The following is a 13812-nucleotide window of genomic DNA, read 5'->3' on the forward strand; positions in this document are numbered from 1 at the left end:
GTCGTTAAACTACGATACGAGAGAGGGGAAGTTACTCCCTTTGACGGGCTTCACCCTCAGGGTCAAACCCCGAGGCACTCGCCCTACTCAGCCTGTAGAACATGGTCATATTTACTAAAATTTCAACTATATATTTGGTAAAATTTCTCTTTCACTGCACCGAAAGCACTTGTTCCGCGGGTTCGAATTGCGGGATACGATGCAGCGACGAACCGTTCTGTACGTAGCCAGCACAGCCGTTCTTGGGGCTACTGCAGGTTGTACTGCCCAAACTGATTCCCGATCCGAATCACCCGATGACAAACACAAAGCTACAGGCGACCCGACGGAAGAGATGAGTCTGGCAACGGACGACCTCGATTTCGAAGCTACCGTTCTCGAACAGCGTACCGAGCACCATCCTGCCAAGATACAGCTCTCGGTCACCAACAGAAGCGATGAACGGATCACGCTTTCCGGTGGACCGATTCTCCCATTCACGGAGATAAAATCCAGTCACGAAGGGGACGAACCGGAGCTGTTTCTCATTCCCGATAAGAGGGATTGGATCACACCAACAGATGGCGACGGCAACCCGCTCGACGTTCCACTGATCCCATCGACGAGTGACGGGTGCTGGACTGTCGAATATGAGGGTACAGTACGGTCACAGACTATGCGGATGCAGGAACTCACACCGGACGAGACGATCAGTCGGGAGTACACCCTTCTTGCTGAAGACGATGATCAGTGCTTCTCGTCTGGAACATACGAATTCGTGGACGAGCAGAAAATACGGAAAGGCGAGATATCCTCGGATCACGATGAGATACCGATTGATCTAAAACTCGAGGTTGAAATACGCGATGACAAGACGATAAGTATTGGCACAGAAACAAATATATCTAGTGAGATTTGATATAGACATCGAATTTGTCTTCGACTGCTTCCATGGCTGTACAGACGGTCGTGTCTTGCTCACCCTGCCAGCCGATAACGCCGGCGATATATGTCCAGTCGTTTCCGTAGGAATCCGTCGTCTTTCGGAATGCAGGGCCGCCTGAATCCCCTTTCTTGGCAGTATCGGACACGCCGAAAGCCTTCTGATAGGACGCACTGCCGGTTGCGGTATCGTAAATGTATCCGGTTTCTCGGCCCGTCGATCTGCCTTGAACGGTAAGTTCGTAGTCGGTGTCATCCACGTGAGACTTTATCGAGTCCCACGTGACGATACCATCGATCGGCCAGCCTTCGGTCCCGCCGCTTGAATTAGCAATGTCATGGGTGTAGCTATCAGTATCGACAATTCCAGCATCGAATGCCGATTCTGCTATAGCCTCGCCGGTGGTCCCAAACTGATCGTCGGGAAGTGGCTGATAGACTTCGTCCGAATCAGTACTCAGTAGCCCGTGTCCAGAAGTAACTAGCTGTTGATCGTTATCTTCGGAATCATACACGGGTGTCGCAGTTGTCATCACTTCGGCACTTGTCTCGTCGATTTTCTTTGTCGCTTGGCAGCCACCCGGAACCGGCCGATATTCCGAATCGAAATGAGCAGTTTGGGTACGCGTAACTTTTTTCGGCTCAACGTCGAAGATTCGCTGGTGAGTGTACTCGTCTCGACCAACTCCTCCTTCTATCTCCACTGAAAGGGAATCAACGAACTCCTCGTATGAGATACTTGGTTCCAGTGTTTCCCCGGTCGCTGTCTCGATCGTCGTGTACTGTGCAGTCACAACTAGCTTCCGTCGATGACCGGAAACAGTGGAACTGACGCTGCTTAACAGGAATTCCCCGTCTTCAAACCGCTCCGAGAGTTCCTGATTGAGTTTTCGAGCGGCATTGTGAATACTTTCGATCTCGACCCACTTATCGAACTCTAACGTTCGATAAATCGGTGCCCGCCCGTTCCTATCTGCATCTTCGTATTCTGCCTCCGGATTATTGTTAGCGAGGTAGGCCACATACGGAACTTCGTCACCGAGATTATCGGTCTCCTTTGCAAGTGTCTCCTGCGACATGTAGTTCAGCGTCACACCTGAAATGCCAAGTGACGCGAGTGCGTTCACGAACCGTCGACGCCCCATTCGAGCAAGCTCGCTGGTGTCTTTCGTGGTCATGATCTGAAGCGGCGGATTAACATCACCGTCCATCAGTAATATCATTAACTAATATTTATATATAAATATACAATTACGAACGGTGGAATACTCACAACTCAATATCACACACCTTGCGACAATCCAGATACTAATTTGAAATCATTTCACTTTAGATAGGAGAAAGAACCCTCTACTCGGTTGCTGGTCGTCACCCATTACGGCTCACCTAACCCTCTGCTCGGTTGATCCCGGAATATTGACCCCCGTCGATACCTTGCTCTCAGCGCGATAGTCCACGAGCACCCTTACAGGGTGCCGAAGCAGTGAAACGGTCCTTACAGCCATTGAGAAACACGACAAACGGAGCGCAGTACTACGGTTTCGGTAGGTATTCACAGTCCAACTCCAGAAGCAGTTTTTCGTCGATGAACGGTGTGAGTACTATCCTTCCCGCATTTCGACATGGCAGCAAGACGGGACCTCTCTCCTCCACGATGACTGCTGTCTCCCTGTCAACTAGCGGGGGATCGAAGGTCCACATCATCAAGCTTCCGACCGACTCACGGCCGAACACGACGCCGGAGCGACTGCTCCGGACGAGTTTCTGGGAACGGTTTTCTACGACCCACGAGCGGAGTTGAGTCGATGGATGAGCGTATCGTTATCCGGCCCATGCGTTATTTACACAGTATAGTGTATTTTATACATGGGTGGTGGGGTCGGAATACCCGTCTTCGTATATCGAGCTCGAACAGCAGTCCCTTCGCCGGAACGCCGCCAGATATCCGACGCTGTAACGCTTGAATCGCTGTACGCTCCCGGAACGAAACCCGAAATCGTGTTCGTGCACGGCGATCTGGGATCGCTCTGGAATCCCTATCCGCAGTTGGACGCGTTCAGTGGCTCCCGTGGGGTAGTAACATACTTACTGGCCGGTAACGGAAACTCCTCGAATCGGTCGGAACAATCGGTTGCGGGGCACGTGGCCGATCTGGATCGCCTTCTGGAAGAGCTAGCTATCGCGAGTTCGATCCTCCACGGTCATAGCTACGGTACTGCCATCGCTATCGAGTACGCCAAACGGCACTCGGTAGCTGGTCTTGCCCTCCACGCTGGAGGTGATCAGGATCTCACACCGTCGTGGGAGGGGCCGCTTCTCCGAGCCGTTCTCGCGTCACGGCTCTACAAATTACCGGTCGATGGGGTTCTTTTCCGTCGCTTGGTAGAGTCGGTGTGCTGTCACGAAACGACGCCGAAATGCGTCACCGAGGACTTTCTCAAATCGAATCTGATGCCACGTCGTCGGTCCGCTTGGAAGACGGTCACCGGGGCGTTCTGGGGGTGTGATGGACGCGAGGAGACGGACAGTATCGACGTCCCCACGTTAGTTATCCACGGACCGGATCGTTCCGGCAGCAGCGATACGTGAAACAGCCAAGCGAGTACCCGAGGGCCTGTTTTGTACCGTCGAACGAACTGGACATATTGCCTTCGTAGAACGACCGGCAGCGTACAACAGCCTGTTGCGGGGGCTGATCGATGCCGTCGAGACTGGCGCGGAACTTCGACGTACCGTTCAAAAGCGACTGGGACGGTGACGCCGATACTCGCGTTCCCCGATCGATCGTTGCTCGACTCTCGAGCGGCGACGCTCCGTCCCGTTCGTTGATGGGTAAGAGGATCGGCCCGTGTCGCCGGGACGTTTTCTCCGGTTTCGGCTCCAAGAGACGCTAGCGATGATCGCCGGTCTCTGGTTCCTGCTCGAGTAATTGTCGGAGCGCCGCTCGGATCACTTCGCTCCGATTGTGGTAGGTGCCTGCCTCGACGAGCGAGTCGACCGCTGCGAGTTGCTCGTCGGTCGTCCGGAACGTTACGCGACTGAGTGTCCGTCCGCGTTCCAACCGAGAGCGATCGCTCTCGGACGGGTCGTCCGAACGAGGGGGGCACCTACGCGACATCTTTGGATCCCTGTTGGGTATGGCTCGCTTCACTGGCTCCCGTTTTTCGGACAGGGTTCGGTGCGGTGAAATCGCCGAAGCTCACGGGGGAGAAACGGCCCGATCGGTGATAAGGGCTCGCATAGCACGGTGGAAGTAAAACGTCCCGATTCCGTTCGAATCGAGCGAGGGAACTCACCGCAGGCACGACTGAAGGTGTGAGACAGGTCTAGAATCGAAGTTCCATGGGTTCTACTGCGATTCGATTTTTTCGACGATCTCTCGAGCTTGCTCTTCGGCCTTCTCTTCGCCGACGTGCGTTTCGATCAGCACACTGGTGACCTCCCAGTCGTCTTCCCCTTCGACGTGCCCAGTGCGTACTTCGCTTCCTTCGGAGACCGATTCCGCCGGCTTCTCCGCCCAGTCCGGGGTTCGGATCTCGTCGTATCGGTCCGGATCTCGAAACCGAACGTGGATATAGTCGTCTTCGGGTTCGGTTTTCTCGATGTCTGGTGTCTCGCCCATACGGGATCGACTCCCGCGGAGCACCTCAACCCGTCCCTTGAATATGCTTTCGTACGGTACTCCGGTCCCGGGTCAGCGGCTAGCGAGTACGTGGTGTCGAATCGAAGCGGACGAATAGCGGCTTCCCTGCGGTATCGACCGAATTTTCGGTCATCGATACTTCCCGATATCCCGCGAATGGAGTTCGTCCTCGGCCTGCCACGTCCGCGGTCGCACGGCGATGACAACGGCCGTGAGATACAGGACACCGAGGAGACCGGTGATGACGTGACCAGGTATCGAACCGATAGCTGCACTCGACGGCCATTGTGTCGGTGAGTAGGTAGTAACGTGAATCAGCCACGCCCCCAGCATCACCGTAAAGAGAAGCAAGTAAATCCGTCGGAGACGATGTGCAATCGCTTCCTCTCTGGAGATCTTAATCACCGGTGTTCGGTAGTCTTCGCTCAGCTTTTTCCGCCACGCTGGTTCCTCGAGACCGGCGGACGGGTCCAGTCCGTACGCGAAGACGTTTCGCTGAAGCGTCCGAACGCGGCCACGCCACAGATCATAGCCACGGTACCGCTGTGCCTCCATCACCAAGAAGGCGACGAGCGCTGCCGTCCCGAGCAAGAGAATATAGTGTGGGCGACTACTCCCGGAAAAGCCCCACGTGAGGACGCCACTCATGACGAGGACTGCCCAGTTCGATGTTCGGTCCAGTCGTTCGCGCCAGAACTTCATCCGGTGGATCTCACCTCGATAGAGATGGGCCATCGAGGAACTCGGCCCCATCTCTTCCTCGAGAAGTCCGTCACCCAGTTCGCGATGGTCCGCGTCCGTGGGATCGATGTCTTTTGCTGACTGCTGAGCCATCGTCGGTGGATAGTTCACCGTCCGGCATCATAGAAGCCGCCTGAGTCTCACGCGGGCGCTCTCGAACCCTCGCTCGAGCTCAGCAGCGAGGGGCAGCCAACGTTACGAACAAAGTTCGACGGGAGTCTGTGGTTCGTAGGTGGTTAGACCTTCTCAACAGCGTGCTCGGACTCCCAGCCGGCTCCTTGTCCGAAATCGAGTTCGACGAACTGTTCGCCCGACGATACGTACCTTCATTCGTACACCTTCCCATCCGTTCTCGGTGGTGTTCTCCGTGTTAGCGCTGGAGTCCGTTTCCCGTTTCTGATGGGGTCAGACCACCCGGGCAAAGGCTTTAGTCGTGTGAAACTGTAACACACCACCGTACGATGGTTCACGCGTTTATCATGGTCAAGACGGCTGCCGGAAAATCCGAGGGACTGCTCGCGGATATCGAGGGGATCGACCCGGTAGCCGACGCCCACATCGTCGCCGGTAACTACGACATCATCGCCGAAGTCGACACCGAGGAGGTCTACGAGATTCTCAGAGCCGTCTCGTCGGGAGTGCAGGGACTCGAGGGGGTCACCGACACGAAGACGTACATCGCGATGGATTGAGAGGTGGCGCGGCCATGTGCACCCCATGGCCCGGTGGATCGACGGCTACTCCTGTGAGGGTGCAGGTCCGGTTTCGGCGTCATCGAGTGCTCTCGCGACGGCGTCTTTAACTCGCTCGAGTACCGCCGCCGGCGGCTGCGTCGCGTCGACGCGGACGAACCGGTCGGGGTCGCGCTCGATGAGCCGTTCGTAGTTCGTTTGGACCGACTCGAGGTACTCGGCGCGCTCGAACTTGTTGGTCGTCCCCGCACGCTCCGCGGCCGTTTCGGGATCGACGTCGAGAAAGACCGTCAGGTCGGGTTCGATCGAGAACGCGCGATGCACCTCGACGACGTACTCGAGCGGATCGTCGAGGTCGTGTCGGTCGTCGGCGGCGAGCGTTGCCCCTTGGTAGGCAAACCGGGAGTCGGCGTATCGATCCGAGATCACGAGGTCGCCCCGATCGAGGGCGGGGTCGATCACCCGCGAGAGGTGGTCCGCGTGGTCGGCCGTATACAGGAACAGTTCCGCGAGCGGATCGGCGTCGTCGTCGTCGATCGATCGATAGACGACGTCGCCGTACCACGAATTCGTCGGCTCCCGCGTAAACCGTGCCTCCGGGTAGACCTCCTGTAAGGCCTCCCAGACCGTCGTTTTGCCGCTCCCATCTAACCCCTCGAGCGTGACGAGCATAGGAGTACGTCCACGAAGCGAGTACAAGGGTTTGACTTATTCGATCGGTCGGATTCCCGCGTCGGGAGCGGAGCGGCCGTCCGTGCGATCGATCGGCCGTCGACGCGGAGAGTAGTTATTTATCGGTTCGAACCCATGCTGTAACTATGAAGGTCCTCGTCGCTGGCGGTACCGGTTTCATCGGGACGAACCTGTGTGCCGAACTGCACGACCGCGGGCACGAGGTGACGGCGCTGTCCCGCGATCCGAACGACAGCGACCTTCCGTCCGGCGTCACAGCGGCGATGGGGGATGTGAGCGCGCCCGACTCGATCGCCGACGCCGTCGCCGGTCACGATGCCGTCGTCAACCTCGTCGCGCTCTCGCCGCTGTATCAGCCGCGTGGCGGAGCCGACCACGAGACGGTCCACCTGGGCGGTACGGAGAACCTCGTTCGCGTCGCCGAAGACGCCGACGTCGAGCGGTTCCTCCAGATGAGCGCGCTCGGTGCCGATCCCGACGGTGAAACCGACTACATCCGGGCGAAAGGAAAGGCCGAAGCCGTCGTCACGGACTCGAACCTCGAGTGGACGATCTTTCGCCCGTCGGTCGTGTTCGGCGACGGCGGCGAGTTCGTCTCGTTTGCAAAACGGTTGACGACACCCTACGTGACCGGACTTCCGGGCGGCGGCAAGACCCGTTTTCAGCCGATCTGGGTCGGCGATCTCGTCCCGATGCTCGCGGACGCACTCGAGGGCGACGACCACGTCGGCCGGACCTACGAAGTGGCCGGCCCGCAGATCGTGACGCTTGCGGACGTCACGGAACTGGCCTACGAGGCCGACGGCCGATCGGTGACGATCCTGCCGGTCCCTATGGCGGTCGCGAAACTCGGGCTGACCGCGGCCGATCCGCTTCCGTTCGTCCCCTTCGGGGCGGATCAGGCTCGCTCGCTAACGTTTGACAACACCGTCGCGGACAACGACGTAACTGCCTTCGGACTCGAGGAAGCCGACCTAACGACGCTGAGATCGTATCTCGAGGGGTCTCCGGCTGACTCTCGACACACGGACCGGTCGACGGCGTGATCGGTGATCGTCGCCACCGACCGATGCCGCCCATTGACTTATTTTAAAACGAGATCGTACTGACGAGATAACCCGTCCAGTCGGCGAGGATATTCACGCGGAGATCGGTGCTGTCTATTGGTTTCGGATAATATAGAATTATGCGAGAAATTCACATCATGGAAAGACTTATAGTCTTGATCGCACTGGTCCAATTCAACGGAGCCCCCTGACAAACAATGAAGCTGGCGATGATCGGATTCGGACAGGCCGGTGGTAAAATCGTCGATCGATTCCTCGATTACGACGATCGGACCAACAGCGGAATCGTCCGCGCGGCGATTGCGGTAAACTCCGCTAAAGCGGACCTGATGGGTCTCGAGCGGATCCCACAGGAGAACCGCGTTCTCATCGGTCAGGCCCGAGTAAAGGGCCACGGCGTTGGTGCGGATAACGAACTCGGCGCGGAAATCGCCGAAGAGGACATCGACGAGGTCCAGAACGCGATCGATTCGATCCCGACCCACGAGGTCGACGCGTTCCTGATCGTCGCCGGCATGGGTGGCGGTACCGGATCCGGTGGCGCACCGGTCCTCGCGAAACACCTCAAGCGAATCTACACGATTCCCGTCTACGGTCTCGGTATTCTCCCGGGGACGGACGAAGGTGGTATCTACACGCTCAACGCGGCGCGATCGTTCCAGACGTTCGTCCGCGAAGTGGACAACCTGATGGTCTTCGACAACGACTCGTGGCGACAGACCGGCGAGTCCGTCGAAGGCGGCTACGAGAAGATCAACGAGGAGATCGTTCGCCGGTTCGGTATCCTGTTCGGTGCCGGTGAGGTCGCCGGCGATCAGGAGGTCGCAGAGAGCGTCGTCGACTCCTCGGAGATCATCAACACCCTCTCCGGCGGCGGCGTCTCGACCGTCGGCTTCGCAAGCGAGGAGGTCGAACTGAACACGGGCGGCGGCCTCCTCTCGCGGTTTACCGGCGACGACGGCGGCGACTCCAACCTCGATGCCGCAAACACCACGAACCGCATTACGAGCCTCGTCCGCAAAGCCGCGCTCGGCCGACTGACCCTCCCCTGCGAGATCGAAGGCACCGAACGCGCTCTACTCGTTCTCGCCGGACCCTCCGAGTATCTGAACCGGAAAGGGATCGAGCGCGGGCGCAAGTGGCTCGAAGAGGAAACCGGGAGCATGGAAGTCCGTGGCGGCGACTATCCGCTCGAGGAGCCGGAGGTCGCCGCGGCCATCCTGCTGTCGGGCGTGACCAACGTCCCGCGGATCAAGCGCCTCCAGCAGGTCGCCATCGAGGCCCAGGACAACATCGACGACATCCAGGCCGAAAGCGAGGAGAACCTCGAGGAACTCGTCGAGGACGACGAGGACGAACTCGAGCCGCTGTTCTAGCCAACGTCCGTTTTCGACCGTCGCCGCGGCGATACACGAGCGAGAGCGTGTCGGGGGGCACGAGCGACGCACCGATCGCCGGACGTTCCGGACGTCCGGAAACACGTCGATTCGACGTTCTTTTGAGCGCTAGCCCGCTATCTCCGACAGATGCAGATCGTCGTTCCGTTCGCCGCCGACACACCCAAAACCCGTCTCGCATCCCGGCTCGCGCCGGCCGAGCGCTCGGCGTTCGCTCGAGCCATGCTCGAGGACGTCCTCGATGCGATCGCCGAGACGGGTCACGAGCCGACGGTGCTGTCGACGGCACCGATCGAGTTCGGTGACGACGTTTCGGGATCCGTCTCCGTCGACGACGCGCCGCTTACCGAGGCGGTCAACGCCGTTCTCGCGGCGGCGGACGAGTCGGTCGCGGTCGTTATGGCGGATCTCGCGCTGGCGACGCCGGCGGCGCTCGAGCGACTTTTCAATACCGACGCTGGGGTCGCGATCGCGCCGGGACGTGGCGGCGGAACGAACGCGCTCGTAGCCCGCGACCCGGCGTTTCGGGTGGACTATCACGGAACGTCGTATCTCGACCACCGCGAAACCGCCCGTGACATCGGGGCGGATCTCGTGACGATCGACTCGTTTCGACTGGCGACCGATATCGACGAGCCGTCCGATCTCGTCGAGGTTCTGATCCACGGCGGCGACCGCGCACCCGCCTGCCTCCGGGAGTTCGGTTTCGAACTCGAGGAGACGGGCGGCCGGGTCGACGTCACGCGTCACTGACCGCGTTTTCGAAGTGAAGCGCTTATGTGCGCAGCGACGACACACCGAGGTAATGATTCCCGGGGCGAGCGAGTACGGCGTCGACGTCGCGATCGACGAGGCGGCCGTCGACGAACTGCTCGAGGTCACGCCGGCAGACGTCGAGGCACCGTCGTCGCTGACGTTCGCACGCAACGTGTTCGTGCCGCTGACGACGGCGTGTCGATACACGTGTACCTACTGTACGTACTTCGACCCTCCGGGCCAGGCCTCGCTGCTCTCGCTCGAGGAGATCCGGGAGATCTGTCGTTCGGGTGCCGACGCCGGCTGTACGGAGGCGCTGTTTACCTTCGGCGACGATCCCGACGACCGCTACACCGAGATCCACGATCAGTTGGCGGAGTGGGGCCACGATTCGATCCACACCTACTTGCGGGAGGCCTGTGAAGTCGCTCTGGAGGAAGGACTCCTCCCGCATGCAAACCCCGGCGACCAGACGCGCGAGCAGATGGAAACCGTCGCGGACGTCAACGCCAGCATGGGCGTGATGCTCGAGACGACGGCCGACGTCGATGCTCACGCGGGGCCACGACGGAAGGTCCCCGGCCAGCGCCTGCGAACCATCCGGAACGCCGGCGAACTCGACGTCGCTTTCACGACCGGTATCCTCGTCGGCGTCGGCGAGACCTGGCGCGACCGGGCCGAGAGCCTGCTCGCGATCCGGGACCTCCACGACCGGTACGATCACGTTCAGGAAGTGATCGTCCAGCCGGTCGTGAACAACGAACGCTGGTCCGGCGGCACGCCCGATCTCGAGACGATGCGCCGGGTGACCGCGATGGCCCGGGTCGCCCTGCCCGAAGCGGTGTCGGTGCAGGTCCCTCCTAACCTCGCACCCGCGCGTAAACTGATCGACTGCGGCGTCGACGATCTCGGCGGCGTCTCGCCGGTCACCGACGACCACATCAATCCCGACTACGAATGGCCGGCGCTTCGGGAACTCGAGGAGATCGCCGACAGCGCGGCCGTCCCGCTTCACGAACGGCTGCCGGTCTACGAGCGGTTCCTGCCGCAATCGCTGCGGCCCGACGGGTTCGATGGGGTTCCAGCGTCGGACGGCCAATGGATTTCGCCGCCGATCCGGGCGGCGCTGGTAGCCGACGACGAGGCCGGATGCCGATATCGAACCGTGCTCGAATCGGACGGCTACTGAAAACTGATCGGTCCGACGAAGTCGTCGTGATCGTGTCGCTGGACGGGTTCTGAAATCGAAAGGGGAGCGAGTTATTCGTCGGCGTCGTCGGATTCCTCGGCGTCGTCCGCCCCCTCGGCGTCTTCCGAGGCGTTCGTGTCGTCCGGCTGTTCGGGCGGCTGGACGGGCATCGTCGCCGATCCGGTCTCGGAGCCGCCGTCGTCAGCACCCGGGGCGCTTGGCGCGTTCGGGGACTTGTTACCGGTCACGAGGAACTCGAGGAGGTTCCCGATGAGAACGTCGTTATCGGCGACGTTGTGGTTCTCGGTGGTCATGAATCCGGTGTCGCCGACGGCGACCGCGTTGCCGTGTCTGGCGACGACGCCGTACTCGCCGGCTTCGCGGTTCTCGGAGTGTTCGGTCGTCGCGCTGGTCGTGAGCAGGGTCGATCCTGCCGTCGCCACCGGGGTCGGAGCCTCGAAGACGGCCCGGTCGACGCCGTCGGTAATCGAATCTCCGGTCGCCGGTGTGGCGGGGATCGTCCGGAAGTTGTGTTCGTACTCCGCCATGTTGTAGAGGTAGCCGGTATCGTAGGCGATACCGAGCGGCGAGGTCACCGACGCGAATTCACCGTCGTTCATCTCCGACGGTGCCGCTGCGCCGAACGGACCCATGGCGGGCACGGACATCCCGCCGGTGTCGGGACCGGCCGCGAACAGAACTCGCCCGCCGGCGCTGGCGAACTCGTCGACGACCTCCGCTTCGGCGGCCGTATACCGCATCCGTGGCTCGACGACGATCAGCGCATCGGCGTCCTGAAGCGTGTCGGCGAGATCGGTTGCTCGCTGGTTGGGTTCGGTCGTCATTCGGTCTTCGGTCTCGTGGTACGTGACGGAGTGTCCTGCGGCGGTCAGCGCCGAGACGACCGGTTGCAGGTCCGCCGTCGACACGTCGTTGCCGTGGGCGACGTCGATGGCGACGGTCTTCGATCCGGTGCCGTCGTCGATAGTGATCTCGCCGCCGCGCTCGAGTGTCGGCGTCTCGACTGCGCCGGGCTGGAAGTGGTCCTGATCGACCGTCGGCCGCGCGGTCGTCCCCTGATTAGTGATCACACCTGCCGCCGCGGTCGCGGCTACCGTGACGAGGATGACCGCGACGAACACCATCACTCGCGAACGGATCTCGTCGCCGTTCATGGCGCTTCACCTCCTGTGGCCGGCGTGGTCGGTGCTGGCGTCTCGGACGGGCGACTCGTCTCGATGACCGTCTCTCCGTCGACGGTTCCCCAGACTGCAAGGAACGCAGGGGTGTTGACGCTGCCGTAGTCACCGTAGGTTTGCGGATGGCCGTCCGGACCCCGTTCCGAATCGTCCGCTGTCGATTCCATCCCTAGCAGCGGTGACACCATTGCGTCGCGATCCATCTCGACGGTTTCGTAGTCGTTGAGGCCGGCCATGTCGGCAGCCGCTCCGATCGCGACCTCGGTATCTCCGACTTCGTCGGTGAGCCCGTTTTCGACGCTCTCGACGCCGGTGTACGTTTTCGCGTAGCTGAGTTCGGTCTCGGAGAGTTCCAGCTCGTCGCCCCGGTGTTCCATCACCGACCCGACGAACATCTGTTTCATCTGTTCGACCTGTTGTTTGACCTGTTCTTTGGTGCCGCCGGCCTTGTCCGGTCCGGTCGTGATCTGTTCGTCTCGGGTCGGAGGATCGATGTACGTCGCACGCACGCCGACGCTACCGACCGTCGAACTCGGGTTGACGTAGATCTCGTCGCTTGGAACGCTCATGTAGTAGCCACCCGAGGCACCGACCGATTGGATGCTCGTAACGACCGGCATCTCTTCGGCCGTCCGCTCGACCGCGAGATAGAGGCTTTCGCTTGCGGTCACGCCACCGCCCGGACTGTCGACCTCCAGAACGACCGCGTTGATCGATTCGTTCTCACGTGCCTCACGGAGGTCGTCGATGACCTCGTCGGCAACTCGTTCGTTGATCCCGCTGTTCAGCTCGATGACGGCGACGGTGCCGTCGGGGCCGCTCGTCGTCCCCCATGCGATCGGAGCGAACGCGGCTCCAACGAGGAGAGCAACGACGACGATCGTCACGTACGACTGTGCGATCGTCCCGAGCATATCTCGGAGAGTAGTCAACGGTCTTGCCATATTCGTACAACCGATAGTCACGACCATTGATATAAAAAGTATTCTATTATCATTTAGGTGTATTATGATATACTAGGCACTATTAGGGTCGGACGATGGCGTTGATCTCCCCCAGGCGGCTCGGTACTATCGCTCGACAGTCGAACGTTCTCGGACCCCCATAAAAGAGATCGACGGGCGTTTTCCGGCCGTGAAACTACGAGATGAATTTCGACGGCGTCATTGCTGCAGCCGTCGTCGAACACACCGCCGAGCGACTCGATCCAGCCCGCCGTTCGACCGCGATCACGACGTTCCGATCCGGTAGCGATCCGGCTGGGCTTTCTCGAGCGTCGCCTGTGTCTGCAACGTTACGATCCGGCCGGTCGGCGTCGATTCGATCTCGGCGTTCGCGTCGACCGACTCGAGGTGCCAAGCAGTTGTGCTCGAGGCGGCTTCTGTGCGACGCCACAGTCGTACACCGTCAACGCCCCGCGATCACCATTGGGAGGCGGCGGCTCCGTCCTCACGGAGCAACGCGGGGGTGAAAATCGGACGGGGACGTGTGGCTTCCCAACGGAATGGGGGCAC

Annotated in this window: 14 protein-coding genes and 1 pseudogene; 7 read left to right on the forward strand and 8 right to left on the reverse strand. The window is 60.3% G+C overall.

Features of this window, described 5'->3' with window-relative positions; translation table 11 throughout:
- The first annotated feature begins 199 nt into the window (after positions 1–199).
- Positions 200–898, forward strand: a complete 699-nt coding sequence (locus TX80_RS08120; RefSeq protein ID WP_154658607.1) for a hypothetical protein — start codon at positions 200–202, stop codon at positions 896–898.
- Here TX80_RS08120 and TX80_RS08125 read toward each other — a convergent pair.
- Entirely contained in the window at positions 885–2132 is a 1248-nt protein-coding gene (locus TX80_RS08125) for a hypothetical protein (RefSeq protein WP_154658608.1), read from the reverse strand. The genes TX80_RS08120 and TX80_RS08125 overlap by 14 nt on opposite strands.
- 655 nt (positions 2133–2787) lie before the next feature.
- On the opposite strand from TX80_RS08125, the gene TX80_RS18575 reads away from it, so the two are divergent.
- Positions 2788–3510, forward strand: a complete 723-nt coding sequence (locus tag TX80_RS18575; RefSeq protein WP_081661512.1) for an alpha/beta fold hydrolase — start codon at positions 2788–2790, stop codon at positions 3508–3510.
- A gap of 301 nt (positions 3511–3811) precedes the next feature.
- Here TX80_RS18575 and TX80_RS08140 read toward each other — a convergent pair whose 3' ends face one another.
- The 3 genes from TX80_RS08140 to TX80_RS08150 all read right to left on the reverse strand — a co-directional run bounded on the left by TX80_RS08140 (position 3812) and on the right by TX80_RS08150 (position 5398).
- Entirely contained in the window at positions 3812–4039 is a 228-nt protein-coding gene (locus TX80_RS08140) for a ribbon-helix-helix domain-containing protein (protein ID WP_049922616.1), read from the reverse strand.
- 231 nt (positions 4040–4270) lie between these two features.
- On the reverse strand, positions 4271–4543 hold the full coding sequence (locus TX80_RS08145) for a hypothetical protein (RefSeq protein ID WP_049922617.1): 273 nt from the start codon (positions 4541–4543) through the stop codon (positions 4271–4273).
- A 150-nt stretch (positions 4544–4693) separates the two neighbouring features.
- A complete protein-coding gene (locus TX80_RS08150) occupies positions 4694–5398 on the reverse strand; it encodes a DUF2270 domain-containing protein (protein WP_049922618.1) in 705 nt (234 codons plus the stop codon).
- Between the two features lie 368 nt (positions 5399–5766).
- On the opposite strand from TX80_RS08150, the gene TX80_RS08155 reads away from it, so the two are divergent.
- The gene (locus TX80_RS08155; protein ID WP_049922619.1) at positions 5767–5997 is read left to right on the forward strand and encodes an Lrp/AsnC family transcriptional regulator; all 231 of its coding nucleotides are present in this window, start codon (positions 5767–5769) and stop codon (positions 5995–5997) included.
- Between the two features lie 45 nt (positions 5998–6042).
- On the opposite strand, the gene tmk is transcribed toward TX80_RS08155, so the two are convergent.
- Positions 6043–6669: a dTMP kinase gene (tmk, locus tag TX80_RS08160; RefSeq protein WP_049922620.1), complete on the reverse strand. Its 627-nt coding sequence runs from the start codon at positions 6667–6669 to the stop codon at positions 6043–6045.
- A 146-nt stretch (positions 6670–6815) separates the two neighbouring features.
- Between tmk and TX80_RS08165 the strand changes: the two genes are divergently transcribed.
- The 4 genes from TX80_RS08165 (at position 6816) to cofG (ending at position 11099) form a co-directional block, all read left to right on the forward strand.
- A complete protein-coding gene (locus tag TX80_RS08165; protein WP_049922621.1) occupies positions 6816–7736 on the forward strand; it encodes a complex I NDUFA9 subunit family protein in 921 nt (306 codons plus the stop codon).
- 218 nt (positions 7737–7954) lie between these two features.
- The gene (locus tag TX80_RS08170) at positions 7955–9133 is read left to right on the forward strand and encodes a tubulin/FtsZ family protein (protein WP_049922622.1); all 1179 of its coding nucleotides are present in this window, start codon (positions 7955–7957) and stop codon (positions 9131–9133) included.
- Between the two features lie 150 nt (positions 9134–9283).
- Positions 9284–9907: a 2-phospho-L-lactate guanylyltransferase gene (gene cofC, locus TX80_RS08175; RefSeq protein ID WP_049922623.1), complete on the forward strand. Its 624-nt coding sequence runs from the start codon at positions 9284–9286 to the stop codon at positions 9905–9907.
- Between the two features lie 52 nt (positions 9908–9959).
- A complete protein-coding gene (cofG, locus tag TX80_RS08180) occupies positions 9960–11099 on the forward strand; it encodes a 7,8-didemethyl-8-hydroxy-5-deazariboflavin synthase subunit CofG (RefSeq protein ID WP_049922624.1) in 1140 nt (379 codons plus the stop codon).
- A 71-nt stretch (positions 11100–11170) separates the two neighbouring features.
- Here the strand turns inward: cofG and TX80_RS08185 are convergent, their stop codons facing one another.
- The 3 genes and pseudogenes from TX80_RS08185 to TX80_RS19720 all read right to left on the reverse strand — a co-directional run.
- Complete coding sequence (locus TX80_RS08185) at positions 11171–12274, reverse strand: DUF4350 domain-containing protein (RefSeq protein WP_195893053.1); 1104 nt, start codon at positions 12272–12274, stop codon at positions 11171–11173.
- Positions 12271–13242 (reverse strand): S49 family peptidase, encoded by a 972-nt coding sequence (locus TX80_RS08190; RefSeq protein WP_049922625.1) that lies wholly within the window; start codon positions 13240–13242, stop codon positions 12271–12273. The genes TX80_RS08185 and TX80_RS08190 overlap by 4 nt, the downstream gene beginning before the upstream one ends.
- Positions 13243–13527: 285 nt before the next feature.
- Positions 13528–13727, reverse strand: a pseudogene (locus TX80_RS19720) (hypothetical protein); the annotation flags it as partial.
- Positions 13728–13812: the final 85 nt, after the last annotated feature.

Source organism: Halopiger djelfimassiliensis, from assembly GCF_000455365.1.
GTDB classification, from domain to species: Archaea; Halobacteriota; Halobacteria; order Halobacteriales; family Natrialbaceae; genus Halopiger_B; species Halopiger_B djelfimassiliensis.